Genomic DNA, 23,219 nt, shown 5'->3' with positions numbered 1-23,219 from the left:
GAGTACGTCGAGTACCCGCGTGAGGTGCACCCGTACCTGGTGGCCACCCAGGCCCACCCGGAGCTGAAGTCCCGTCCGACCCGCCCGCACCCGCTGTTCGCGGGCCTGGTCAAGGCCGCCATCGAGATCAAGACCGCCCCGGCCGGCGAGTAGTCGTCTTCTCCTCGGCCTCGGTCGTTCACCGGACGGCGGCCCCGCGATTCCCGCGGGGCCGCCGTCCGGCGTTAGATTGTGTCGTACTGACGAAAAGGGGAGAGCGATGGACGAGCAGCGCGACGTGGTGATCGCCGACACGGCCGAGGAGTGGGAGGTCCGGGGCAGCTCCACGCCGTTCCAGGGCAAGGTCACCGGGGTGCGCAGCGAGGAGGTCCGGATGCCCGACGGCAGCTGGGCCCGGCGCGACTACCAGACCCACCCGGGCTCGGTCTCCGTGCTCGCCCTGGACGACAAGGAGCGGGTGCTGGTGCTGCGCCAGTACCGCCACCCGGTCCGCCAGCGGCTTTGGGAGCTGCCGGCCGGCCTGCTCGACGTGCCGGGCGAGAACCCGTGGCACGCCGCCCAGCGCGAGCTGTACGAGGAGGCCCACTGCAAGGCCGACACCTGGCGGATCCTCGCCGACTACTACACCTCCCCGGGCGGCACCGACGAGGCGCTGCGGATGTTCCTGGCGACCGACCTGTCGGACGCCGAGGGCGAGCGCTTCGCGGCCGAGGGCGAGGAGCAGGAGATCGAGGTCGCCTGGGTGCCGGTGCCCGAACTGATCCGGCGGATCCACGCCGGGCAGCTGCACAACCCGACCCTGATCACCGGAACCCTCGCCCTGCACGCCGCCCTGAACTCCCCGGAGGGCCTGGACGGGCTGCGCCGCCCGGACGCGCCCTGGCCGGCCCGGCCGTTCGAGGCCTGAACCCTCCCGAGGCCTGGACCCTCCCGAGGTCTGAACCCTCCCGAGGTCTGGGGGCTCCCGGGGCGCGGGCGCCCCCGAGGAGCGTCGGCGAACGACCCGGCTTGATGCCTTGGGGTGATTTGCCGGTTCGTACGACCGGATGTCACCTCGGATCAGCCGGACGGTCGAACTACGCTTCCCAGACAGGGCGCCCGTCCCGGGCCGCCCGCATTTTTTGCGCCGGGCGCTGAGCGCGGGATGACGTCGGGAGTGGGCACGGGTGGCGAGGAAGACGGCGACGATGGATCCCGGCCCCGACGCGCCCGCGAGCGCGGTCCCGGGACTCGACCGACTGCCGGCCGGGCCCGCGCTGTTCGTCGGGCGGCGCGCCGAGCTGGCCGCGCTGCGGGCCGGTGCCACCCGGCGGGTGAGCGGCCGCTGCCCCGTCCTGGTGCTGGCCGGGCGGCCCGGCTCGGGCCGGACGGCGCTCGCCGCCCGTTTCGCCCGGACCGTCGCCGCCGACTACCCGGACGGCGTGCTGTTCGCCCGGCTCTCCGCCCCCGACGGCGGGCGGGTGCCGCCGGGCCGGGCCGCCCGGCTGCTGCTGGAGCAGCTGGACCCCGAGGCCGCCGTGCCGCTGCCCGGGGTGGTGGAGGACGGTCGGGACGAGCCGGGCTGCGTGGCGCTGCGGGAGGCGCTGGCCGGTCTCAAGGCGCTGCTGGTGCTGGACGACGTGCGGGACGCCGGGCAGGTGTGGCCGCTGCTCGCCGACGAGCCCGGCTGCCTGGTGGTCGCCACCACGGCCGGCCCGCTCACCGGGATCGAGGACATCGACCCGGTGATCCTCGGCGGGCTGGACCGGCAGGCCTCCGCGGAACTGCTGGCCGACCTGGTGGGCGGCACCCGGATCTCCTGCGATCCGGTCGGCGCGGCCGACCTCGCCGAGGCCTGCGCCGCCCGGCCCGCCACGCTGCGACTGATGGCGGGGTGGCTGCGCGGCGATCCGAAGCTCGCCGTCACGGAAGCGGCGCGTGAGCTCAACCGGGTGGTGGCGGAGCAGTCGGAGACCGCGAAGCCGGACGGGGACGCGGCCAAGCCCGGGAAGGCCGGGAAGGCCGGGAAGACCGGGGAGGCCGGCCGGTCGGGGCGGCCGAAGCCGCAGGAGAAGAAGGGGGAGGGGCAGGCGGCCGAGCCCGCCTCCGTCGCCGGAGCGGCCCCGGCCGACCCGGCGAGCTGGGTGAAGCCCGGGCCGGAGCCCGCGGAGCCGGTGCCCGTCCCCGACAACGACCCGCTGCTGGGCGCCTTCACCCTGCTGTACCGGGGGCTGTCGGCCGCCCAGGCGCGGATGCTGCGCACCCTCACCCTGGCCCCGGCGCAGACCGCGGACCCGCGCACCGCCTCCGCCCTGGTCGGTTGCCCGGCGCCGGAGGCCGCCGCGACGCTGGCCGCGCTCGCCGAACGGGAACTGCTCGGCGAGGAGGCGCCGGCCGTCGACGGCACCCCGCGCTACCGGGTGCCCGGGCGGCTGTACCCGCGGCTGGTCCGGCTGCGGGAGCAGGAGGACCGGGCCGCCGAGACCGAACTCGCCCGGGCCCGGCTGCTGGAGCGGCTGGTCCGGCTCACCGAGTCGGCCCGCGCGCTGCTCGACCCGGGCGACGGACCGGCCCCCGACCCGCTGCCGGCCGCGCTGCGGCTGAGCTCGGCCGAGCACGCCCGGGACTGGCTGCTCGGCGAGCGGGAGCTGCTGCTCGGCGCGGTGGCCGACGCGATCGGCCAGGGCGATCTGGACGGCTCGGCCGGTCGGCTGGTCACCGCGCTGCTGCGGGCACTGCCGCTGACCGGCGCGGCCGCCCCCGCCGACCTCTACCGGCTGCACGAACTGGTACTCACCGTCGCCGAGCGCAACGGCCGCCCCCGCCGGGCCTCGGCCGCGCTGCTCAACCTGGGCGACCTCCAGGCGGCGGCGGGCCGCTGGGAGCAGGCCGGCGCCCACTACCGGGCAGCCCTGGAGCACGCCCGTGCAGTGGGGGACGAACCGCTCTGCGCCCGGGCCCTGGAAGGCGCGGCCGGCTGCCACCGGGCGCTCGGCGACGCGGTGCGCGCCGCCGACTGGTACGGGCGGGCGCTCGGACTGCGGCAGTCGCTGGGGGACCACGCGGCGGAGGCCCGGCTGCTGGCCCGGGTGGCCGAGGCACACACCGCGCAACGCCGCTTCGAGGAGGCCGACCGGGAGTACCGGGCGGCCCTCGCGGTGCTGCGCCGGATCGGCGACGAACGCGGCCGGGAGGCCGTCGGTGCCGCCCTCGCGGACCTGCGGGAACGGGTCGACGGCGGGTGGTGAGGGGGGTTTCGGAGGTATCGTCGAAAGTGCCCGGTTGGAGCGCTTATGGCAGGTAAGTTCCAGTGGAAGCCTACGAACCTGCCAATGTGTTCGGCGAAATTATTCGATTTGGAAGGCTGACACGCCGCCTGGGCTTCATTACACTCGAACTCAGTCGCGCAGCATCCCCTGCCCCGGCCTGCCCGGAGGCTCCCCACGTGCGCGTCGCCCACCGGTCTTCTCCGGTCGGGACCCCCATGGCAAGAGGACGTGTTTAGCCGTGAAGGTCGGCATCCCCCGCGAGGTCAAGAACCACGAGTACCGCGTGGCCATCACGCCCGCCGGCGTGCATGAGCTGGTCCGCAACGGACACGAGGTCTACATCGAGGACAACGCCGGTCTCGGCTCCTCGATCCCCAACGAGGAGTACGTGGCCGCCGGCGCCACCATCCTCCCCACCGCCGACGAGGTGTGGGCCACCGCCGACCTGCTGCTGAAGGTCAAGGAGCCCATCGCCTCCGAGTACCACCGGCTGCGGAAGGGCCAGACCCTCTTCACGTACCTGCACCTGGCGGCCGACCGGGCCGGTACCGACGCGCTCGTCGCCTCCGGCACCACCGCGATCGCGTACGAGACCGTGCAGCTGGGCAACGGCGCGCTGCCGCTGCTCGCCCCGATGTCCGAGGTCGCGGGCCGCCTGGCCCCGCAGGTCGGCTCGTACCACCTGATGCGTCCGGCCGGCGGCCGCGGCGTGCTGCCCGGTGGCGTGCCCGGCACCCACCCGGCCAAGGCCGTCGTCATCGGCGGTGGCGTCTCCGGCTGGCACGCGGCCACCATCGCCATCGGCATGGGCTACGACGTGACCCTGCTGGACCGCGACATCAACAAGCTGCGCGAGGCCGACCGGATCTTCGGCACCAAGATCAAGGCCATCATGTCCAACTCGTTCGAGCTGGAGAAGGCCGTCCTGGATGCCGACCTGGTCATCGGCGCCGTGCTGATCCCGGGCGCCAAGGCCCCGAAGCTGGTCACCAACGAGCTGGTCTCCCGCATGAAGCCGGGCTCCGTGCTCGTCGACATCGCCATCGACCAGGGCGGCTGCTTCGAGGACTCGCACCCGACCACGCACGACGACCCGACCTTCCAGGTCCACAACTCGGTCTTCTACTGCGTGGCCAACATGCCGGGCGCCGTCCCGAACACCTCCACCTACGCGCTGACCAACGCCACCCTCCCGTACGTGCTGGAGCTGGCCAACCGTGGCTGGAAGGACGCGCTGCGCCGCGACCCGGCGCTCGCCAAGGGTCTGAACGTCCACGAGGGCCAGATCACCTTCCCGGCCGTGGCCGAGGCCTTCGGCCTGGAGTCGGTCACGCTGGAGAGCGTGCTCGCCTGAACTCCCTGACCGCACGGCGGTCGTTCGCCCCCGACCCGATCCGTTCGGGCCGGGGGCTTCGCCGTGCCCGTGAACGCCGGGTGGGCCGGGCGGGTCGCTCTGTCGTCAATTCCCGTCGGTCGTGTCACCCGACCCGCAGCCGCCCGCAGAAACGTTAGGGTCATAAGCCCGCTCATCCCTTGACAGCAGCCCGCCCGATAGTCGACACATCGTGCCCACTACCGTGGATTGTGTTGCTGCGAACGCCTTGAACGGCCTAGAGTCGCAAACCGTCGGCATGCTGCCACGCTGACGAATCGACATAGAGTCCTGGATCCCCAAGGAGGTAAGACGACTTGTGAATGAGTCGACAATTGCTCCCGGGGGTGGTCAGCCAGGACTGGCGGAGCTCACCGCCGGCCAGCCGAGTGAGGAGCCCGGGGCCCGGCAGCCCTCCGTGGGCTCGGCCGAGGTCGGCTCGGTCGCACTCCGTACCTTCGAAGCACGCCAGAACACAGCGCAGGTGACCACGGTGACCGACCACGACGCCGAATTGGCGGCCTACGGCCTGGCTTACGGCGAGTTCGCCTACGGTGCCTACGACGACCCGGACGCCGAGTACGAGCCGGACCCGGAGTACGCCGCCACGCTGGCCCCCGACGCCGCGCGCCAGCGCCGCGAGCGGGTCGGCCCGACCGGCCGTCCGCTCCCGTACTTCCCGATCCCCGCGCCGGTCGCCGAGCACGGCCCCGCCCAGATCATCGCCATGTGCAACCAGAAGGGCGGCGTCGGCAAGACCACGTCGACCATCAACCTGGGCGCGGCGCTGGCCGAGTACGGCCGCCGGGTGCTGCTCGTCGACTTCGACCCGCAGGGCGCGCTCTCCGTCGGCCTCGGCGTCAACCCGATGGAGCTCGACGTCACCGTCTACAACCTGCTCATGGAGCGGGGCCTGACGGCCGATGAGGTGCTGCTCAAGACCGCCGTCCCCGGCATGGACCTGCTGCCCTCCAACATCGACCTCTCCGCCGCCGAGGTGCAGCTGGTCAGCGAGGTGGCCCGGGAGTCCGCGCTGGCGCGCGCCCTGAAGCCGCTGCTGCCGGACTACGACTACGTCATCATCGACTGCCAGCCCTCGCTGGGCCTGCTGACGGTCAATGCGCTGACGGCCGCTCACAGCGTGATCGTCCCGCTGGAGTGCGAGTTCTTCGCGCTGCGCGGTGTCGCGCTGCTGACCGAGACCATCGAGAAGGTGTGCGAGCGGCTCAACCCCGAGCTGCGCCTGGACGGCATCCTCGCCACCATGTACGACTCGCGCACCGTGCACAGCCGCGAGGTGCTGGCGCGGGTCGTCGAGGCGTTCGGCGAGCACGTCTTCCACACCGTCATCGGGCGGACCGTGCGCTTCCCGGAGACCACCGTCGCCGGCGAGCCCATCACGACGTACGCGACCAACTCGGTCGGTGCCGCCGCCTACCGCCAGCTCGCCAGGGAGGTGCTCGACCGGTGCCGCCCCGCCGAGTGAGTCTCCCGGGTGCCGACGAACTGTTCCGGACCACCGGCGGGATGGCGCTGTCGCCGTCCCTCGCGCCGCGTCCGGCCGCCGAGGCATCCAGACCGGAGACCGCGCGGACCGTCAACGGCACGGACGGCGCCGAAGGGGCCGAGGCCGCCCAGGACGACCGGCGGGCGCCGCAGGACCAGCAGCCCGCCGCCGCGGTGCCCGCGCCCGGGCAGCCGCCCGTGCAGCGGACGGCCGGGGGCCAGGGCACCGCGCCGGGCGAGGCCCAGGCCGGGAAGACCGTGACCGGGGGCCGCCCCGCCGCCGCACCGGCGGGCCGCGCCCACGCGGGTGCCGCCGAGGAGCAGGCCGGCGCCGGACGCGCCCGACCGCGCGGCCGTGCGCCGCGCCGCCCGAGCGGGCGCGAGCGGCACGACGAGAAGATCACGGTGTACGTGTCCGCCGAGGAGCTCATGGACCTGGAGCACACCCGGCTGGTGCTGCGCGGCGAGCACGGCCTGGCGGTGGACCGCGGACGGATCGTCCGGGAGGCCATCGCGGTCGTCCTGGCGGACCTGGAGCAGCGCGGCGAGGCCTCGATCCTGGTCCGGCGGCTGCGCGGCCGGTAGGGCGCCCCTTCCGGGCGCCGAGGGCGGCGGGCCGGCTCGGCGGGTCGATGGGTCGATGGGTCGATGGGTCGGCTCGCCGGCGTGTCGGCGTGTCGGCGGGACCCGGGGCGGGCCGGGCCGGGCGGGCGGGCGAAGATGGACCGTCATGCCGAGCACCGTCCAACCAGCCGCCAGCGCCGTGAACGCCACCGAGGAGGAGTCGCGGGGCGGCTTCCGGGTACGGCTGGACAACTTCGAGGGCCCCTTCGACCTGTTGCTCGGCCTGATCGCCAAGCACAAGCTGGACGTCACCGAGGTCGCGCTGGCCACCGTGACGGACGAGTTCCTGGCGCACATCCGGGCGATGGGCCCGGACTGGGACCTGGACGTGGCGACCGAGTTCCTGGTGGTGGCCGCCACCCTGCTCGACCTCAAGGCCGCCCGGCTGCTGCCGGTGGCCGAGGTCGAGGACGAGGCGGACCTCGCCCTGCTGGAGGCGCGTGACCTGCTGTTCGCGCGGTTGCTGCAGTACCGGGCGTACAAGCGGGCGGCGGCACTGTTCGGCGAGCGCTGGGCGGCGGAGCTGCTGCGGCGGCCCCGGACCGTCGGGCTGGAGCCCCGGCACGCGGAACTGCTGCCCGAGGTGGTCATCACCGTCGGGCCGGAGCGGCTCGCCCGGCTGGCGGCCAAGGCCATGGAGCCCAGGCCGAAGCCGGTGGTGTACGTGGACCACATCCACGCCCCGCCGGTCAGTGTGCGCGAGCAGGCCTCCCTGGTGGTCGACCTGCTCACCGGCCTCGGCGAGGCCTCCTTCCAGCAGCTGGTCGAGGACGCGCCGGACACCCTGGTCGTGGTCGCCCGCTTCCTGGCGCTGCTGGAACTGTACCGGGAGCGGGTGCTGGCCTTCGAGCAGCCGGAGGCGCTCGGCGAGCTGCGGGTGCGCTGGGTGGCCGAGGAGGGCCGGGGAGAGGTCGAGGTGACCGACGAGTTCGACCGGCCGGCGGGTGAGCCGGAGCGGTCCCAGGAGGAGGACGGGCGGCGATGAGCGGCGGGAACGACGGCGGGCGGCCGGTGCGGCGCCCGCTCGGGCTGCCGGGGCGGCCGCGGGCCGAGGAGTGGCTGGAGCCGGCCTTCGCGCTGCTGCCGGAGCCGGTGGCCGGACCGGCCGCGGTGCCGGAGCAGGGGGAGGCCGGCGCCCCTGAGCAGCCCGTCGCTGCTGCCGAGGAGCCCGTCGGGCCGGGACTGAGGGCCGAGCTGGAGGCCGTCCTGATGGTCGTCGACGAGCCGGTCGGCGAGGAGCGGCTGGCAGGGGCGCTGGAGCGGCCGCGGGCCGAGGTGGCACGGGCGCTGCGCGAGCTGGCCGCCGAGTACGCCGCCCAGGGGCGCGGGTTCGACCTGCGGCTGGTGGCCGGCGGCTGGCGGTTCTACAGCCGGGACACCTGCGCGGCGGCCGTCGACCGCTTCCTGCTGGACGGCCAGCAGGCCCGGCTGACCCAGGCCGCACTGGAGACCCTGGCGGTGGTCGCCTACCGGCAGCCGGTGTCCAGATCCCGGGTTTCCGCCGTCCGTGGTGTGAACTGTGACGGCGTGATGCGTACCCTGGTACAGCGAGGACTGGTGGAAGAGGCCGGATCCGAGCCCGAAACAGGTGCGATCCTGTATCGGACGACGAACTACTTCCTGGAACGGATGGGGCTCCGCGGCTTGGACGAGCTGCCGGAGCTCGCTCCCTTCCTGCCCGAGGTCGACGACGTGGAAGCGGAGTCCCTGGAGGGCACGATGATCGCGGAGGCGGTCGCCGCCGCTGCCGTGCAGGCCGCGGACGGCAGTGGCGAGGCCGGTCGGGCAACGCACGATCGGTAGGGGGAGGTGAGGTCGGCCGAGACGACCGCACATCCCAGACGGAACGACGTACGGACACTTTGATGCGTAGCAGTGGCAACGGCAGGAACAGCGGCGGCGGCAGCGGTCGCGGCGGACAGGGCGGGGGCCGGGGCGGCTCCTACGGCGGCGGCAGCGGCAGCGGTCGCGGCGGATCGGGGTCGGGCTCGCGCGGCGGTTCGTACGGCGGCGGTTCGTACGGTGGCGGCGGCAGTGGTCGCGGCGGCTCCTACGGCGGCGGCTCGGGCTCGGGTTCGGGTTCGCGCGGCGGCTCGTACGGGCGGGACGGCGGCCGTCGGGACGACCGGCGCGACGACCGCCGCTACCCGGACCGCCCGCTGCGGCCCGAGGAGCGCAAGTACGACCGCCCCGAGTACGGCGGCGGCCCCAACGCCACCCCGGCGCGCGGCGGGTTCGCCGGCCGTCGCCCCGGTCCGGCCCCGCGCCCGCGCCGGGAGGGCCAGGGCGCCCCGGGCGATCCGCGCCGCCAGCCGCAGCGCTCGCGGGAGCTGCAGGCCAAGATCGAGGACGCCGTCCTCGCCCGGCACGACAAGCCGGCCGTCAAGCTGCCCAAGACCTTCGGCGAGCCCGAGGGCGAGCGTCTGCAGAAGGTGCTGGCCCGGGCCGGCGTCGGCAGCCGCCGCGCCTGCGAGGAGCTGATCGAGCAGGGCCGGGTCGAGGTCAACGGCAAGCGGGTCACCGAGCAGGGCAAGCGGGTCGACCCCCAGAAGGACGAGATCAAGGTGGACGGCCTGACCGTCGCCACCCAGTCCTACCTGTTCTTCGCGCTCAACAAGCCGGCCGGCGTGGTCTCCACCATGGAGGACCCGGACGGGCGCCAGTGCCTGGGCGACTACGTGACCAACCGGGAGACCCGGCTGTTCCACGTCGGCCGGCTGGACACCGAGACCGAGGGCATCATCCTGCTCACCAACCACGGCGAGCTGGCCCACCGCCTCACCCACCCCAAGTACGGCGTGACCAAGACCTACCTGGCCGCCATCCAGGGACCGATCCCTCGTGACCTGGGCAAGCAGCTGGCCCAGGGCGTGGAGCTGGAGGACGGCTACGCCCGTGCCGACAGCTTCAAGGTCGTCTCCAACGTCGGCAAGAACTACCTGGTCGAGGTGACCCTCCACGAGGGCCGCAAGCACATCGTCCGCCGGATGCTGGCCGAGGTCGGCTTCCCGGTCGAGAAGCTGGTGCGCACCCACTTCGGTCCGATCGCGCTCGGCGACCAGAAGTCGGGCTGGCTGCGCCGCCTGACCAACCCGGAGGTCGGCCAGCTGATGCGCGAGGTCGGTCTGTAACCGGCAGGTTCACCCGGACTTCTTCGGAGGGCTCCCCGCCCGTGGTGGCGGGGGGCCCTCCGGCGTCGGCTGTGAGCCGGGACGCAACCGCTGGTCACGGCCTTGTCAGCGCCATGATCCGTGGCCGAGGATGGCCACCGGAGCACCGGCCCGCCGAGTGGCGGGACTGCGCCAGCCCGGCGCCGGAGGGGGTGTTCCGGGGCGAACAGGGGGAGACGGCGTCGTGTCCGATGCAGCACTGGGGCGGTCCGCCGGGCACGCGCTCGGCCCGTTGGGACTGGCCGAGCCGGACGGGCAGGTGTACGCGGCCCTGGTGGCCAATCCGCAGTCCACCGCGGAGGAGCTGGCCGAGAGCTGCGCCCTGACGTTCCAGCAGTGCGTGCGCGCGCTCGACCGGCTCGCGCAGCAGGGAATGGCCACCCGGGCGCCGGTGGACCGGGAGCGCTACCTGCCGGTCGCCCCGGACGTCGCGATAGGGACGCTGATCGGCCACCGGGAGTCCGAACTGCGGCACGCCCGGGCCGAGATGCACCGGCTGATGGACGCCTTCCGGGAGGCCTCGCGCTACACCGACCCGGCGCACTCGGTGGAGGTGCTGACCGGCGGCGAGGCGATTGCCCAGCGGCTGGAGCACATCACCGGGACCAGCCAGTACCAGGTGCGCGGCTTCGACCGCCCGCCGTACATCCAGGACCCGGTGGCGGCGATGCCGCTGCAGCGGCGGCGGCTGCGGGAGGGGCTGAGGTTCCGGACGATCTACGACCGGGACGCGGTGGCCTGGCCCGGCCGGCTGGAGAAGAACATCATGGTCGGCGTCGCGGACGGCGAGGAGGCGCGGGTGAGGCCGACGCTGCCGATGAAGATGATCATCTCGGACGACCGGATGGCGATCATCCCGATCAGCGTCGGCGACAGCGTGCTGGACGCGGCCTACGTGATCCACCCCTCGGCGCTGCTCCAGGCGCTGGACACGCTGTTCGAGGCGGAGTGGGAGCGGGCCGTGCAGCTGCAGGCCGCGATCGGCACCGGGGAGGCGTCGCCGGAGCCGGACGCCGACCACCGCAAGCTGCTCGGGCTGCTCGCCGCCGGGCTGACCGACGAGTCGATCGCCCGCTCGCTCGGCTGGAGCGCCCGGACCACCCAGCGGCGGCTGCAGGCCCTGATGCGGTCGCTGGGCGCCACCACCCGCTTCCAGGCCGGGATGGCGGCCCGGGAGCGGGGGTGGCTGTGAGCGGGCCGGGGGTTCATCGGTCCCCGGTTCCGCGGCCCGGGGTCCCCGGGCCGCGGCTCCTCAGCTCCAGGGGCTGAGGGCGGACCAGCGGCCGTCGGGGCCGCGCTCGACCTTCTCCAGGCCGACCACGGCGGTGCGGTTCAGCCGGCCGTAGATGTGCGGGAACAGGACCCCGGGGGTGGCGCCGGGCGGCGGGGCGCCGTGCGGCGGCTCCCACTTGACCATCGGCTCCACCAGTGACTCCTCGATCAGCAGCGCCATCAGCGGGTCCGGGGTGTCGGTGAAGAAGGCGTTGGCCACCGCGAGAGCCGTCTGCTCGTCCGCCGAGCAGTGGATGAACCCGTCGGTGAGCAGCGACGCGGTGGCGTACGGGCGGCCGGGGTCGGCCAGCCAGTCGTCCAGGGGTGCGAGATGGAGGATCATGTTCCTTTTCTACCCGCTTTCCGGTTCCGATTCCGGTCCTGAGCGGTCGTCACGGGCGGCCGGGCCGGCCGCCGGGTGGCCTCATGGCCCGGTCTCGGGGCGGCCGCACGGCCCGGCCTGGGGGCGGCCGTACGGTCCGGGCTCGGCGCGGCAGTACGGTCCGGGCTCGGGGGCGGCCGCGCGGTCCGGGCTCACAGCCCGGCCACCTTGGCCGAGGCGGAGACCTCGTACACCAGGGTGAGGCTGCGGCGGGCGCCCGGGCCGAGCGGGACGTCCCAGCGGACGATGCCCTCGGCGTCGAAGGAGTCCGGCGCCGGGGAGCACTCCTCCTTGCGCAGCCGCACTTCGACCGCGGCCACCTCGGAGACCGGGACCCGTTCGCGCACCGTGACCAGCTGCTCGTCATGCTCCTCCGGGCCGGAGAAGCGGGACAGGTGCAGGTGGACGGTGCGGGTGGTGGTCTGGCGGCCGCTCAGGGCGGCGGTGGCCTGGCGCTCGTCGATCTCGCGGACCACCCGGTAGCCGTCCGTGCTGCCGAAGGACAGCTCGGCCTCGGCGCCGGTGGCGGTGAAGCGCAGCTCGCCGCGCCCGGTGAAGCCGCTGCCGCGCACCAGCTCGACCGGGCCGGCCAGCAGCGGGTGCCCGGCCGCGTTGCGGAACCGGACCACCTGGGTGACCAGCGGGGAGAGCTCGGGGGCGCAGGCGAACTCGGTCTTCGCCGGGCCGGTGAAGGCACCCAGCGGTACCCGGTGCGCCCGGCCGTCGGAGGGGACGGTGGCCGGGGCGGGGGCGGACAGCACCCGTACCTCGCCGCCGTCGTCCAGGCCGGGGACGGCGGCGCCCGGGCCGAGGGTGCCGACCTCCTCCTCGCGCAGCTCGACCTCGACCGTGCGGCGCTCCTCGTCGGTGCGGTCGCGCAGGGTCAGCCGGTCCTCGGTGAGCGCGGGCGGATCGGTGGCCAGCGCGGACCGCGCGGTGGAGAAGGTCAGCCGGGCGCCGGTCCAGTCCTCGCCGGTGCGCTGCCAGACCACCGCCTCCGACTCCAGGCGCAGTTCGCCGCCGGTCAGGGTGGCGCGGTAGGAGGGGCGCCACAGGGCGCACGGCACCAGGTGGTGGACGGTCAGCGCGGTCGGGCCGGGCCGTTCGGCCTCGACGGTCAGCTCCAGGTGGGCGAGCAGTTCGGCGGGTTCCTCCTCCGCCCGGTCCAGGGCCAGCAGGGCCTGGGAGCGTTCCTGGTCCAGCCGGCGCAGCCGGGAGTGGGTGGCGCGCAGCTCCTCGCCGTAGCGCTCGCGCTCGGCGTCCACCCGGTCCAGCTCGCGGGCCCAGCGGGTGCGCTCGATCTCACCGACGCCGGCGCCCTCGCCGACCTCGCGCAGCAGGTCGGTGCTCAGCTGGGCGAGCAGGGCGAGGCGGGCCTCCAACCGGGCCCGGGTCTGCTCCGCGAGCCGGGACTCGGTCTCCAGTTCGTGCAGCCGGTGGCGCAGCGCCGAGTCCTCCGGACCGGGCGGCAGCGGGGCGCGCGGGGTCCAGGTGCGCACCAGCCGGGCCTCCAGTACCCGGGTGCCGGGGGCGGCGGACTCGGCACGCAGGGTGCGGTCGACGGCGAGGGCGGTGAGCGGGCCCAGCCGCAGTCGCTGGACGCCCTCGGCGAGTTCGACGGTCACCGCGCGTTCGACCTGGGCGCGGTCCTCCAGGCAGGTGACGGCGGTGACGGGGAGGGGGACGGTCTCTTCGGTCATCTGTCAGTTCCTCCGGTTTCCGCCGACGATGGCCTTTCCGGCCGGGATCTTGATCTGGTAGCCGCCGTCCAGCTCGGTGCGGCCGCCCGGCGGCAGTTCGATCCGCCAGAGCCGGGTGCCGGGCGGGCACTCCGGGGTGGGGACGGCCGGTGCGTGCCAGTCGGCGCGCTCCTCGATCCGGATCTCGGCGTCGGAGGCGAGCGGCACGCGTTCGCGGACCTCGACCGTGACGGCGCGGCCGAGCCGGTTGGCGAGCTGGACGTGCACCCGGTGGTCGAGCACCGTGCTGTTGCCCTTCAGCATGCCCGTGGCGGACTCGTGCAGCTCGGTGCGGCGCGCCACCTCGATGCTCTCGGTCACGCCGACGCCCAGGTGGCGGGTCTCGCCGGGGGCGAGGGTCGGCAGGGCGGCGGTGAGCAGGAACTCGTCGTCGACGGTGACCTCGACCGGGCCCGCCAGCACGGCGCGGTCGGTGCGGTTGGCGAGCACCAGGGTGGCGTACACCTTCTGCTCGACGGCGGGGACGGTGACGTACTCGGGGCTGACGGAGAGCGGGATCTCGTCGACCGTGACGGAGTGCCAGGTGCCGTCGGAGGGGATGTCGGCAAGTGCGGCGGCGTCGAAGCGGTGGTCGAAGGAGCCGGCCGACCGGCGGGGCGGGACGGCGTGGCGGGGGAGCGGGAGGTCGCGCAGCCGGGCGCCGCCGGGGCCGCCGGGGAGGAAGCGTTCCAACTCGGCGCGCTCGACCCGGGCGGGGTCGGGGCGCAGGGTGCCGCGGCGGTCGGTGGGTTCGTCGGGGCCGGCCAGTCGGAGGGCGGGGTAGTCGAGCAGGACGGTGTCGGGGGCGAGGCCGGTGGCCGGGAGCGGGGTGGCGGCGCGGCGGAGGGCCATCCGCGGCGGGGCGCCGCCGAAGGCCTGGGGCATGGGGGCGCTGCCGGGTGCTTGGGGCACGGGGGCGGCGGGGGTGGTCGGTGCGGCGGGTGGGGCGCTCGCGGCGGGTGGGGCACCGTAGCCGGCGAAGCTGGGGGGTGGGGGCATCGGAGTCGGCTCCTGGATGCCGAGCGAGCCGCCGGCGGGAGGGCCGGCCGGTGCCGCCTCGTCCGGGCGGAAGTCGGCGCGGGCGGCGGGCCGGGCGCCTCCGGCCCGGGGCCTGCGGTGGCGCTCGGCGGCTTCGGCGGGCTCGGCGGTGAAGGCGGGCTCGGTGGTGAAGGCGGCGAGGGCCGCGACCGGGATCGGGGCGCCGGGGCGGGCGGTGACGGGCCGGTCGGCGGCGGCCGCGTCGTAGCCGGTGAAGAGGTCGGACAGGCCGGCCGGTGGCTCGCGCCAGCCGGAGGGCGGCGGGGCGGGCTGGCTTCGGCCGATCCGCAGGGAGGAGAGCCGGGGCAGGTCGGTGCGGCGCTCCAGGTCGGCGGTGGACAGGGCGAGCCGTACGCCCGTCCAGTCCTCACCGGTGTGCTGCGCGACGGCGGCGCGCAGGACCAGCTGGGCGGTGTCGGCGCCGGTGCGGTGGCTGAGGCGGTAGGCGGGCACCCAGCGGGCGGCGGGGACGCCGTACTCAAGCTCCAGCTCCACCTGGGCGGCTTGTCCGGGCTGTTCGGCAGCGGACAGGGTGAGTACGACCGTGTCGGCGGCCCCGACCGGCTCGGTCCGCCCGGCGGTGGACGCGCGCTCCAGTCGGTCGGCGGCCAACTGGCGCTCGTGGTCGGCGAGTTCGATCTCCCGGGTGAGCTGCTCGGCCCGCTCCTGGAGGCCGGCCAGTCGCTCGTCGACGAAGTCGGCGAGCTCCAGCCAGGCGTCGGCGGGGGTGCGGCGCAGCGGTTCGTCGCGGCGGCGCTGGGGTGGGACGGCGCGCAGCGCGGCGGTTTCGGCGATCGCGGTCCGGACCAGCCGGTGGCGCTCGTTCAGTGCGCCCTGGCGCTCCATGGCCTCGTCCAACTCGCGCCGCAGCTGCGGGAGTTCGTCGCTCTCGTGGAGCTCGGCGACGGTTTCGAGGCGGGCCTCGACGACCGCCGTGCCGACCGGTCCGGCGAGTACCCGGGCGCGCAGCGAGTCGGCGTCCAGCGAGCCGGGCAGGCCGGTCAGCCGCAGCCGTCCGCCGGGCGGGACCGGGACGGTGGCCCGCCGACGGCACACCGCGCCCTCGGCGTACACCACGACGGACTCCAGCACCGACGGGTGGGCCGGTACGGCCGGCGGTTTCGACGGCCCGGTGTGACTGCTGTGCTGGTCGTCCATGCGCAACCCCTTCGTTCGCGTCCGGTGTGCCGCGGCTCGCCCCGCCGCCCCCGGCGGCCAGTGTGCCCCGCTCGGGCCCGGGCGTCGCCGGATTTCCCGGGGCGCGGCGTGTGCACCGTGGGAGACGAGGACGGGGGCGCGGTGGTTGCCGGGGCACCGGGGGTGTGCGGGCACGGGGTTGACGGGGTTGGCGGGGTCCGGGGTTCTCGGGGGCCGTCGGATGGGAGGATGGGGCGCGGGTGCCCCCGGCCGGTTCCGGTGGTGCGGCACCCGTTGGGACCGTGGCACCTGTTGAGCACCGCCAGCGAGAACCGTCCAGTCGAGAACCGTGATCGAGGAGAGCCACCCGCCATGCGCACTGCCGTCGTCGTCGGCACCGGACTGATCGGCACCTCCGCAGCCCTGGCCCTGGCCGCACGCGGGCTGACCGTCCATCTGGAGGATGCCGACCCGGACGCCGCCCGCACCGCCGAGTCGCTCGGCGCCGGCACCACCGAACCGGCCGAGGGCCCGGTCGATCTGGCGATCATCGCCGTCCCGCCGGCCCTGGTCGGCAAGGTGCTCGCGGACTGCCAGCGTCGCAACCTGGCGCACTGGTACACCGACGTGGCCAGCGTGAAGTCCGGCCCGGGCAGTGAGATCGCCGCCCTCGGCCTGGACACCGTCCACTACATCGGTAGTCACCCCATGGCAGGCCGCGAGCGCTCCGGGCCGCTGGCCGCCCGGGCCGACCTGTTCGAGGGCCGCCCCTGGGTGCTCACCCCGACCGCCGACACCGACACCGACACGCTCAACGCCGCGCTGGAGCTGGTCGCGCTGTGCGGAGCGATGCCGATCGTGATGGACGCGGACGCGCACGACCGGGCCGTTGCCCTGGTCTCGCACGCTCCTCAGCTGGTCTCCTCGCTGGTCGCGGCCCGGCTGGAGAACGCGGACGAGACGGCCATAAGGCTCTCCGGCCAGGGCGTGCGCGACGTGACCCGGATCGCCGCCTCCAACCCGGCGATGTGGGTCGACATCCTGTCCGCCAACGCGGGCGCGGTCGCCGACGTGCTGGAGGAGGTTGCCGGCGACCTCGGCGAGGCCGTCATCGCGCTGCGCGCCATGGCGGCCGAGGAGGAGGGCGAGCGCCGGGCCGGCGCCGAGGGCATCGAGGCGGTCATGCGGCGCGGCAACACCGGCCAGGCCCGCATCCCCGGCAAGCACGGTGCCCCGCCCACCCGGTACGAGACCGTCGCGGTGGTGCTCGGCGACCAGCCGGGCGAGCTGGGCCGGCTGTTCGGGGAGGTCGGCGAGGCCGGGGTCAACATCGAGGACGTCCTCATCGAGCACTCGGACGGGCAGCAGGTCGGCTTCGTCCAGCTGTCGGTGGCGCCGATGTCGGTCAAGCGGCTGACGGCGGCGCTGCGCGCGGGCGGCTGGAGCGTTCGGGACTGACGGCCGTCGGGCCGGGGAGCGCGGAAGGGCACGGGTCGGGGAGCGGGAGCCGGGACCCGGGACCCGGGACCAGGCTGGGGAGCGGGAGCCGGGAGTGGCGAGGGCGGGCGGGGAGGGGAGCGGGAGTGATCATCGAGTTGCCGCTGGGGGAGGCCCGGCACGGTTCGGCCGGTGAGCCGGTGGACCTCGGGAACGAGCGGTTCCTGCGGGCGGTGATGGGCGGGGAGTTCCGGATCCGCCACCGCAGTGTGACGGCGATGGTCGAACTGCCCCGGCCCGTCCGCCCGCGGCTCGACCATCCGGAGCTCGTCGGAACCCAGCTCTTCGAGCCGGAGCTCGTCGAGCCGGAGCCGACCTGCAGTCTGCTGCTGCGCGCGGCCCACGCCGCCTTCGCCGAGCACCTGCCGCTGAGCCTGTCGCCGGACGTGCTCTGGTATGCGGTGGTGCACGAGGTCGCGGTGCACGTACGGATGTACCCGCCGCGTTACCGGGTGCTGTTCGGCGCGACGGGCCGGGAGCGGGTGCTCACCGTTCGTGATGACACGTTGGTGGGCGCGGTGGGCGCGGTGGGCGCGGTGGGCGCGGTGGGCGGAGCGGATGGGGCGGATGGGGGCGCCGACTGGGCGCGGTCGCTGCGGCTGCTCCGGGAGCCGCTGACAGCCGCACTGGGCACCCAGCTGGTGGAGCTGTTCCGGCCGGGCTTCTCCACCACGACGCCGGACGACGAGGCCTCGGCGCTGGTGGCGCTGATGGACGTGGTCAGCCCGTACTACGACTTCCGCTGGGAGACCCGCTGCGGCATCCCGGAAATCCGGCTGGAGGGCACCGCCGAGGACTGGGCGCTGTTGGCGGAGCGGGTCGGGGCGCTGGCGGAGCGCTTCGACTGGCTGGCGCCGTGGTTCGCCGAACTGCGCCCGGTCCTGGCGGAGATCGCGGCGACGGCGGCGGGCGGGCCGGTGGACGAGGGCTTCTGGCGCTCGCTGTACAAGTGGGATTCGGTGTCCGGCGGACCGCGGGTGACCGGCTGGCTCACCGCGTTCTTCGCCCACACCCAGACTCCGGACGGCCCCCGGCTGCGGCAGGGCTTCGGCTGGCGGGAAGCGGCGGACTGGCCGTACCACCACGACGCCTTCGCGGTGAACGACTTCCCCTCGCACCTGTCGACGGTGCCGTTCGTGTGGGAGTGCCTGGGGGTCGAGCGGCCGATGGTCTTCGTGGGCGGGGTGCTCGGGATCGAGCGGGACGGGGAGTTCCTGCGGCCCCGGCTGGGGCACGCGGTGCTGGAGCGGGAGAACGGGGGTGGGCCGTGATCGATGAGGCTCTGAACGATGAGGCCGTGGTCGGTGGGCTCGTGATCGGTGAGCCCGTGATCGGTGGGCCCGTGGTCGTTGACGCTGTGCGCGCTGACGCCGTGGTCGTCGACATCGGGCTCGGGGACGGGCAGGAACCGGGCGCCGTGGCGCGGCTGGACGTCGTCGGGAACGACGCGTTCCTGGCGGCCGTGGTCGGCGGGGAGTTCACCGTGTTCCACCGCAGCACGGACACGCTGCTGGCCTTGCCCCAGGAGGAGGCTCCGCGGCGGGGGGCGCCGGAGCCGACCTGGAGCCTGCTGCTGCGCGCCGCGCACACCGCCTTCGCGGAGCACCTCCCGCTGAGCCTGTCGCCGGACGTCCTCTGGTACGCGGTGGTGCACGAGGTCGCGGTGCACGTACGGCTGAACGCGGAGCGGTACGAGGGCCTGTTCAGCGCCACCCCGGGGCAGAAGCGGACCGTCGAGGTCAGGGACGACAGCCTGCTGAGTGCCGAGGCGGACTGGGCGCGGTCGATCCGACTGGTCCGGGAGCCGCTGGCGGAGGCGATCGGGCCGGAGCTGGTGGAGCTGTTCCAACCGACCTTCTCGACGACCACGCCGGACGACGTCTCGGCGGCGCTGGTGGCGCTGATGGACGTGGTCAGCCCGTACTACGAGTTCCTCTGGAGCTCGTTGTGCGGCATCCCGAAGGTCCGGCTGGAGGGCACGGCCGAGGACTGGGCGCTGCTGGCGGCGCGGGTCGGGGAGCTCGCGGACTGGTTCGAGCCGCTCGGGCCGTGGTTCGCCGAGCTGCGCCGGGTGCTGGCGGAGATCGCGGCGACGGCGGCGGGCGGGCCGGTGGACGAGGAGTTCTGGCGCTCGCTGTACAAGTGGGAGTCGGAGTCCGGCGGGGACTTCGTCTCGGGGTGGATCACCGCCTTCTTCGCCCACACCCAGACCGGGGCCGGGCCGGAGCCGCGCACGGACTTCAACTGGCGGGCGACGCGACGGACCTGGAAGCGGCGGACAGTGGAGACGGGCCCGGCGCGGTTCACCGAGAACGCCTTCCCCTCGCACGTGTCGAAGGTGCCGTTCCGGTGGCAGACGCCGGGCGGGGTGCGGTCGATGGTCTTCCTCGGCGGGGTGCTCGGCATCGAGCGGGACGGCGAGTACGTGCGGCCCCGGCTCGGGAACGTGGTGCTGGAGGTCGTGCGGGAGCCCGTGGACCCGGCGGCCGAGCAGGCCGAGCTGGCGGCAGCGCAGCTGCCGGAGGGGTGGACGATCGAGCGGGTGCGGGAGGTCAGCGGGGCGGAGGGCGCCCGGTTGGTCAGTACCGAGGGGATCCGTGCCGTGGACGGGCTGAACGGCGCGGAGCTGGGCCGACCGATCGCCTTGATCCGCTTCGGGATCGGCTGCGTCTCGCGGCTCGACGCCGACGGGCCGTGGTACGTCGGGACCATGAACCCGCGCGACGGCGTCATCGGCTGCGAGCCCGGGCCCGGACCGGAGCTGGCGGACGTCCTGCCCGGGATGGGGTGGTGACCGGCCCGGGACGGGGCGCGGCGGCGGTCCATTAACCTTGAGGGAGACAATCCCCGGCCGTCCGCCCGCGCAGGCGCCGGCTTCCATGCTCAGAGAGAGGTTCGCCCCGTGGACACTGCCGACCGAGCGCACGCCCCGGTCGTCGTCGCCATCGACGGACCCTCCGGCTCCGGCAAGTCGACCGTCTCGCGGGCGGTCGCCGCCCGGCTGGGCCTGAGCTTCCTGGACACCGGCGCCATGTACCGGGCGATGACCTGGTGGATGCTGGCCAACGACGTCGACGTGACCGACGCGGAGGCGGTGGCCGTCGCGTGCGGCAAGCCCGTCATCGTGTCGGGTACGGACGCCGACGGTCCGACCATCACCGTGGACGGCCGGGACGTCTCCGGCCCGATCCGGGGCCCCGAGGTGACGGCGCAGGTCAGCGCCGTGGCCGCGGTGCCGGCGGTGCGGGCCCGGCTGGTCGAGCTGCAGCGCGGCTGCGCCGAGGTCGCCGAGCGCGGCATCGTCGCCGAGGGCCGGGACATGGGGACCGTGGTGTTCCCACAGGCCACCGTCAAGGTGTTCCTGACCGCTTCCGAGGCGGCCCGGGCCGAGCGCCGGGCGGCCGAGCTGCGCGCCAAGGGAGTGGACGAGGCGACCATCACCGCGATGGCCGCCGACCTCGCCCGCCGCGACGCCGCCGACTCCTCGCGAGAGACGGCCCCGCTGGCCCAGGCCGCGGACGCCGTGCTGGTGGACACCAGCGAGCTCACCCTGGAGCAGGTGATCGACCGGATCGCCGCGCTGGTGGAGGAACGGGCGGGGCTGTCCTCGGTCTGATCAGCTGTTTGGACGACTCGGCTGGTCAGGCGACCATTGAACGAATGAACGAACCGCGGGCCGTCGAGGCGCCGCGGCGGAAACCATCGCGCTGCCCCCTCGGGGCAGGTACGCACGGCACGCCCCTGGGAAGGGCCGGGCCGGGAAACGGAACAGACGAACATGACCGCAGAGCACTCCGCCACCGGCCCCGGTGAGCTGGACGCCGCCGACTACGCCGAGTTCATGGCCCTCGCCGCCGAAGAGGGCTTCGACCTCGACGGCTTCGACGGCGTGGACGGCGCCGAGCACGTCCGGCTGCCGGTGCTGGCCGTTGTCGGCCGCCCGAACGTCGGCAAGTCGACCCTGGTGAACCGCATCATCGGCCGCCGCGAGGCCGTCGTCGAGGACAAGCCGGGCGTCACCCGCGACCGGGTCACCTACGAGGCCAGCTGGAACGGCCGGCGCTTCAAGGTGGTCGACACCGGCGGCTGGGAGATCGACGTCCTCGGCATCGACGCCATGGTCGCCGCCCAGGCCGAGCTGGGCATCGAGCAGGCCGACGCGGTGCTGTTCGTCGTGGACGCCACCGTCGGCGCCACCGACACCGACGAGGCCCTGATCAAGATCATCCGCCGGGCGGGCAAGCCGACCGTCCTGTGTGCCAACAAGGTCGACGGCCCGTCCACCGAGGCGGAGGCCGCCTACCTGTGGTCGCTCGGCCTGGGCGAGCCGTACCCCGTCTCCGCTCTGCACGGCCGCGGCTCCGGTGACCTGCTGGACGCCGTCATGGACGCGCTGCCCGAGGCACCGCCGCAGACCTTCGGCGACGCCGCCCCCGGCGGCCCGCGCCGGATCGCGCTGATCGGCCGGCCCAACGTCGGCAAGTCCAGCCTGCTGAACAAGGTCGCCGGCGAGGAGCGGGTGGTCGTCAACGAGCTGGCCGGCACCACTCGTGACCCGGTCGACGAGATGATCGAACTCGGCGGCAAGACCTGGAAGTTCGTGGACACCGCCGGTATCCGCCGCCGGGTCCACCTGACCGCCGGCGCCGACTTCTACGCCTCGCTGCGCACCTCCGCCGCGCTGGAGAAGGCCGAGGTCGCGGTCGTCCTGATCGACGCCAGCGAGACCCTCGCCGAGCAGGACACCCGGATCATCTCGATGGCCGTCGAGGCCGGGCGCGCCGTCGTCGTCGCCTACAACAAGTGGGACCAGCTCGACGAGGAGCGCCGCTACTACCTGGAGCGCGAGATCGAGCGCGACCTCGTCCAGGTGCAGTGGGCCCCGCGGGTCAACGTCTCGGCCAAGACCGGCCGGCACATGGAGAAGCTCGTCCCGGCGATCGAGACCGCGCTGGAGGGCTGGGAGACCCGTATCCCGACCGCGCGCCTGAACGCCTTCCTCGGCGAGCTGGTGGCCGCCCACCCGCACCCGATCCGGGGCGGCAAGCAGCCGCGCATCCTGTTCGGCACCCAGGCGGGCATCCGGCCGCCGCGCTTCGTGCTGTTCGCCTCGGGCTTCCTGGAGGCGGGCTACCGGCGCTTCATCGAGCGCCGGCTGCGTGAGGAGTTCGGGTTCGTGGGGACGCCGATCTCGATCTCGGTGCGGGTTCGGGAGAAGCGCAAGAAGAAGTAGCAGTAGTAGCAGTCGTTGGTAGTGGTACGGCTGAGGGCTCCGTCACCGGTGGTGGCGGGGCCCTCGGGCTTTTCCGGGCCATACGGGCTTTATGGGTCCGGGCCTTTCGGGCTTTATGGGTCCGGGCCTACGGGTTTTACGGGTCCGGGCTTACGGCTTTTACGGGTCCGGGCCTACGGGCTTTACGGGCTCAGCGGGTTTGCCGGCCGGGTCAGTGGTGGTCGCCGGCGCGGCCCGGGGGGAGCGAGAGCATCTGGCGGTGGCGGCCGCCGGTGGACTGGGCGGTGAGGCCGGTGACCGTGCCGAGCACCGGGGAGGGCGCTGGGGGTGGGGCGGGGGTCCCGTGCGGGAGCGGGCCGAGGTAGCCGGCGGCGACCCAGCCCTGGCCGTTGGTGAACTGGGGGGAGGGGGGTGGAGCGTGGCCGTGACTCTGGCCGTGGCCATGGCCGTCGCCGTCGCTGGTGGTGGCGGTGCCGGTGCCGACACCGGTGGCGGGGGCGGTGGTGGGACCGGGGTGGCTGGTGGTGTGGGTGTGCTGCGACTGCGCCGGCATGAACTGGGGGAGGCCGGACGGCTGGCCCGCGTAGGTGTGGAAGGCCTGGTGCTGGGGCGGGTGCGAGTACGAACGCTGTTCGCCGAGCAGCGGATGACCGTCGCGGACCGCGAAGCCCGTGAACCTCAGGTTCTCCTCGCCCGAGCGGTCGCCGGGCAGGGCGCGGAACAGTCGCCGGTACTCGGAGTACAGCTCGTCGTAGATCGGGGTCGTCGAGTGGGGGTGCTCCGCGTCGTACGACGGGCGCATGCCCGGGATCGAGCGGGCTGAGGTGGTGGACCGTCCGGCGGGCGCGGAGACGTCGTAGCTGTACACGTAGGGGCCAACGAGTGAGGGGCGGTGGGGGATGCGGGGCGTTCGGTGGACGGGCCGGGGAGCCGTTCGGCGGGGCGACGCCGGGGAGGCGGACGGCGGGCGGGATGACGGACGGGTCGGCGGGCGTGTGCCG

Annotated in this window: 18 protein-coding genes; 14 read left to right on the top strand and 4 right to left on the bottom strand. The window is 74.3% G+C overall.

Annotated features, from left to right (window positions below; translation table 11 throughout):
• Positions 1-259 precede the first annotated feature (259 nt).
• The 9 genes from ACIRVF_RS37890 (at position 260) to ACIRVF_RS37850 (ending at position 11,112) form a co-directional block, all read left to right on the top strand.
• A complete protein-coding gene (locus ACIRVF_RS37890; protein WP_402828714.1) occupies positions 260-907 on the top strand; it encodes an NUDIX domain-containing protein in 648 nt (215 codons plus the stop codon).
• Between the two features lie 280 nt (positions 908-1,187).
• On the top strand, positions 1,188-3,227 hold the full coding sequence (locus tag ACIRVF_RS37885) for a tetratricopeptide repeat protein (protein ID WP_402828713.1): 2,040 nt from the start codon (positions 1,188-1,190) through the stop codon (positions 3,225-3,227).
• A gap of 259 nt (positions 3,228-3,486) precedes the next feature.
• On the top strand, positions 3,487-4,602 hold the full coding sequence (ald, locus tag ACIRVF_RS37880; protein WP_402828711.1) for an alanine dehydrogenase: 1,116 nt from the start codon (positions 3,487-3,489) through the stop codon (positions 4,600-4,602).
• Between the two features lie 436 nt (positions 4,603-5,038).
• Entirely contained in the window at positions 5,039-6,106 is a 1,068-nt protein-coding gene (locus ACIRVF_RS37875; RefSeq protein WP_402828721.1) for a ParA family protein, read from the top strand.
• 41 nt (positions 6,107-6,147) lie between these two features.
• On the top strand, positions 6,148-6,711 hold the full coding sequence (locus tag ACIRVF_RS37870) for a hypothetical protein (protein WP_402828719.1): 564 nt from the start codon (positions 6,148-6,150) through the stop codon (positions 6,709-6,711).
• A gap of 145 nt (positions 6,712-6,856) precedes the next feature.
• The gene (locus tag ACIRVF_RS37865; RefSeq protein WP_402828709.1) at positions 6,857-7,735 is read left to right on the top strand and encodes a segregation and condensation protein A; all 879 of its coding nucleotides are present in this window, start codon (positions 6,857-6,859) and stop codon (positions 7,733-7,735) included.
• Positions 7,732-8,553, top strand: coding sequence for an SMC-Scp complex subunit ScpB (locus ACIRVF_RS37860; protein WP_402828707.1), 822 nt, complete (start codon positions 7,732-7,734; stop codon positions 8,551-8,553). The genes ACIRVF_RS37865 and ACIRVF_RS37860 overlap by 4 nt, the downstream gene beginning before the upstream one ends.
• Positions 8,554-8,615: 62 nt before the next feature.
• The gene (locus tag ACIRVF_RS37855; RefSeq protein WP_402828705.1) at positions 8,616-9,881 is read left to right on the top strand and encodes a pseudouridine synthase; all 1,266 of its coding nucleotides are present in this window, start codon (positions 8,616-8,618) and stop codon (positions 9,879-9,881) included.
• Between the two features lie 223 nt (positions 9,882-10,104).
• Positions 10,105-11,112: a helix-turn-helix domain-containing protein gene (locus ACIRVF_RS37850; protein ID WP_402828704.1), complete on the top strand. Its 1,008-nt coding sequence runs from the start codon at positions 10,105-10,107 to the stop codon at positions 11,110-11,112.
• Between the two features lie 60 nt (positions 11,113-11,172).
• On the opposite strand, the gene ACIRVF_RS37845 is transcribed toward ACIRVF_RS37850, so the two are convergent.
• From ACIRVF_RS37845 to ACIRVF_RS37835, 3 genes are all read right to left on the bottom strand, one after another.
• Positions 11,173-11,535, bottom strand: coding sequence for a DUF952 domain-containing protein (locus tag ACIRVF_RS37845; RefSeq protein ID WP_402828702.1), 363 nt, complete (start codon positions 11,533-11,535; stop codon positions 11,173-11,175).
• Between the two features lie 191 nt (positions 11,536-11,726).
• A complete protein-coding gene (locus ACIRVF_RS37840; RefSeq protein ID WP_402828700.1) occupies positions 11,727-13,274 on the bottom strand; it encodes a mucoidy inhibitor MuiA family protein in 1,548 nt (515 codons plus the stop codon).
• A 3-nt stretch (positions 13,275-13,277) separates the two neighbouring features.
• A complete protein-coding gene (locus ACIRVF_RS37835; RefSeq protein WP_402828698.1) occupies positions 13,278-15,509 on the bottom strand; it encodes a mucoidy inhibitor MuiA family protein in 2,232 nt (743 codons plus the stop codon).
• A 351-nt stretch (positions 15,510-15,860) separates the two neighbouring features.
• Here ACIRVF_RS37835 and ACIRVF_RS37830 point away from each other — a divergent pair, with 351 nt between their 5' ends.
• The 5 genes from ACIRVF_RS37830 (at position 15,861) to der (ending at position 22,218) form a co-directional block, all read left to right on the top strand.
• Positions 15,861-16,946, top strand: a complete 1,086-nt coding sequence (locus ACIRVF_RS37830; RefSeq protein ID WP_402828696.1) for a prephenate dehydrogenase — start codon at positions 15,861-15,863, stop codon at positions 16,944-16,946.
• Positions 16,947-17,071: 125 nt separating this feature from the next.
• On the top strand, positions 17,072-18,256 hold the full coding sequence (locus ACIRVF_RS37825; RefSeq protein ID WP_402828694.1) for a DUF4419 domain-containing protein: 1,185 nt from the start codon (positions 17,072-17,074) through the stop codon (positions 18,254-18,256).
• Positions 18,257-18,327: 71 nt separating this feature from the next.
• Positions 18,328-19,779 carry a DUF4419 domain-containing protein gene (locus tag ACIRVF_RS37820; RefSeq protein WP_402828692.1) on the top strand — a complete coding sequence of 484 codons (1,452 nt, stop codon included), beginning with the start codon at positions 18,328-18,330 and terminating at the stop codon, positions 19,777-19,779.
• Between the two features lie 108 nt (positions 19,780-19,887).
• Positions 19,888-20,601 (top strand): (d)CMP kinase, encoded by a 714-nt coding sequence (gene cmk / locus ACIRVF_RS37815; RefSeq protein WP_402828689.1) that lies wholly within the window; start codon positions 19,888-19,890, stop codon positions 20,599-20,601.
• A gap of 162 nt (positions 20,602-20,763) precedes the next feature.
• Positions 20,764-22,218, top strand: a complete 1,455-nt coding sequence (der, locus tag ACIRVF_RS37810) for a ribosome biogenesis GTPase Der (protein WP_402828687.1) — start codon at positions 20,764-20,766, stop codon at positions 22,216-22,218.
• 211 nt (positions 22,219-22,429) lie between these two features.
• Here der and ACIRVF_RS37805 read toward each other — a convergent pair whose 3' ends face one another.
• Positions 22,430-23,086 carry a hypothetical protein gene (locus ACIRVF_RS37805; protein ID WP_402828684.1) on the bottom strand — a complete coding sequence of 219 codons (657 nt, stop codon included), beginning with the start codon at positions 23,084-23,086 and terminating at the stop codon, positions 22,430-22,432.
• Positions 23,087-23,219: the final 133 nt, after the last annotated feature.

It is taken from the genome of Kitasatospora sp. NPDC101157 (assembly GCF_044768255.1).
In the GTDB taxonomy this organism is placed as follows: domain Bacteria; phylum Actinomycetota; class Actinomycetes; order Streptomycetales; family Streptomycetaceae; genus Kitasatospora.
Note: the sequence above shows the minus strand (reverse complement) of the source record. Positions and strands in the feature narration are given on the sequence as shown.

Coding starts and splice junctions, on each gene's coding strand:
- ACIRVF_RS37890 (WP_402828714.1), top strand. CDS start 260: ATGGACGAGCAGCGCGACGTGGTGATCGCCGACACGGCCGAGGAGTGG.
- ACIRVF_RS37885 (WP_402828713.1), top strand. CDS start 1,188: ATGGATCCCGGCCCCGACGCGCCCGCGAGCGCGGTCCCGGGACTCGAC.
- ACIRVF_RS37870 (WP_402828719.1), top strand. CDS start 6,148: ATGGCGCTGTCGCCGTCCCTCGCGCCGCGTCCGGCCGCCGAGGCATCC.
- ACIRVF_RS37865 (WP_402828709.1), top strand. CDS start 6,857: ATGCCGAGCACCGTCCAACCAGCCGCCAGCGCCGTGAACGCCACCGAG.
- ACIRVF_RS37860 (WP_402828707.1), top strand. CDS start 7,732: ATGAGCGGCGGGAACGACGGCGGGCGGCCGGTGCGGCGCCCGCTCGGG.
- ACIRVF_RS37855 (WP_402828705.1), top strand. CDS start 8,616: ATGCGTAGCAGTGGCAACGGCAGGAACAGCGGCGGCGGCAGCGGTCGC.
- ACIRVF_RS37845 (WP_402828702.1), bottom strand. CDS start 11,535: ATGATCCTCCATCTCGCACCCCTGGACGACTGGCTGGCCGACCCCGGC.
- ACIRVF_RS37840 (WP_402828700.1), bottom strand. CDS start 13,274: ATGACCGAAGAGACCGTCCCCCTCCCCGTCACCGCCGTCACCTGCCTG.
- ACIRVF_RS37835 (WP_402828698.1), bottom strand. CDS start 15,509: ATGGACGACCAGCACAGCAGTCACACCGGGCCGTCGAAACCGCCGGCC.
- ACIRVF_RS37830 (WP_402828696.1), top strand. CDS start 15,861: ATGCGCACTGCCGTCGTCGTCGGCACCGGACTGATCGGCACCTCCGCA.
- der (WP_402828687.1), top strand. CDS start 20,764: ATGACCGCAGAGCACTCCGCCACCGGCCCCGGTGAGCTGGACGCCGCC.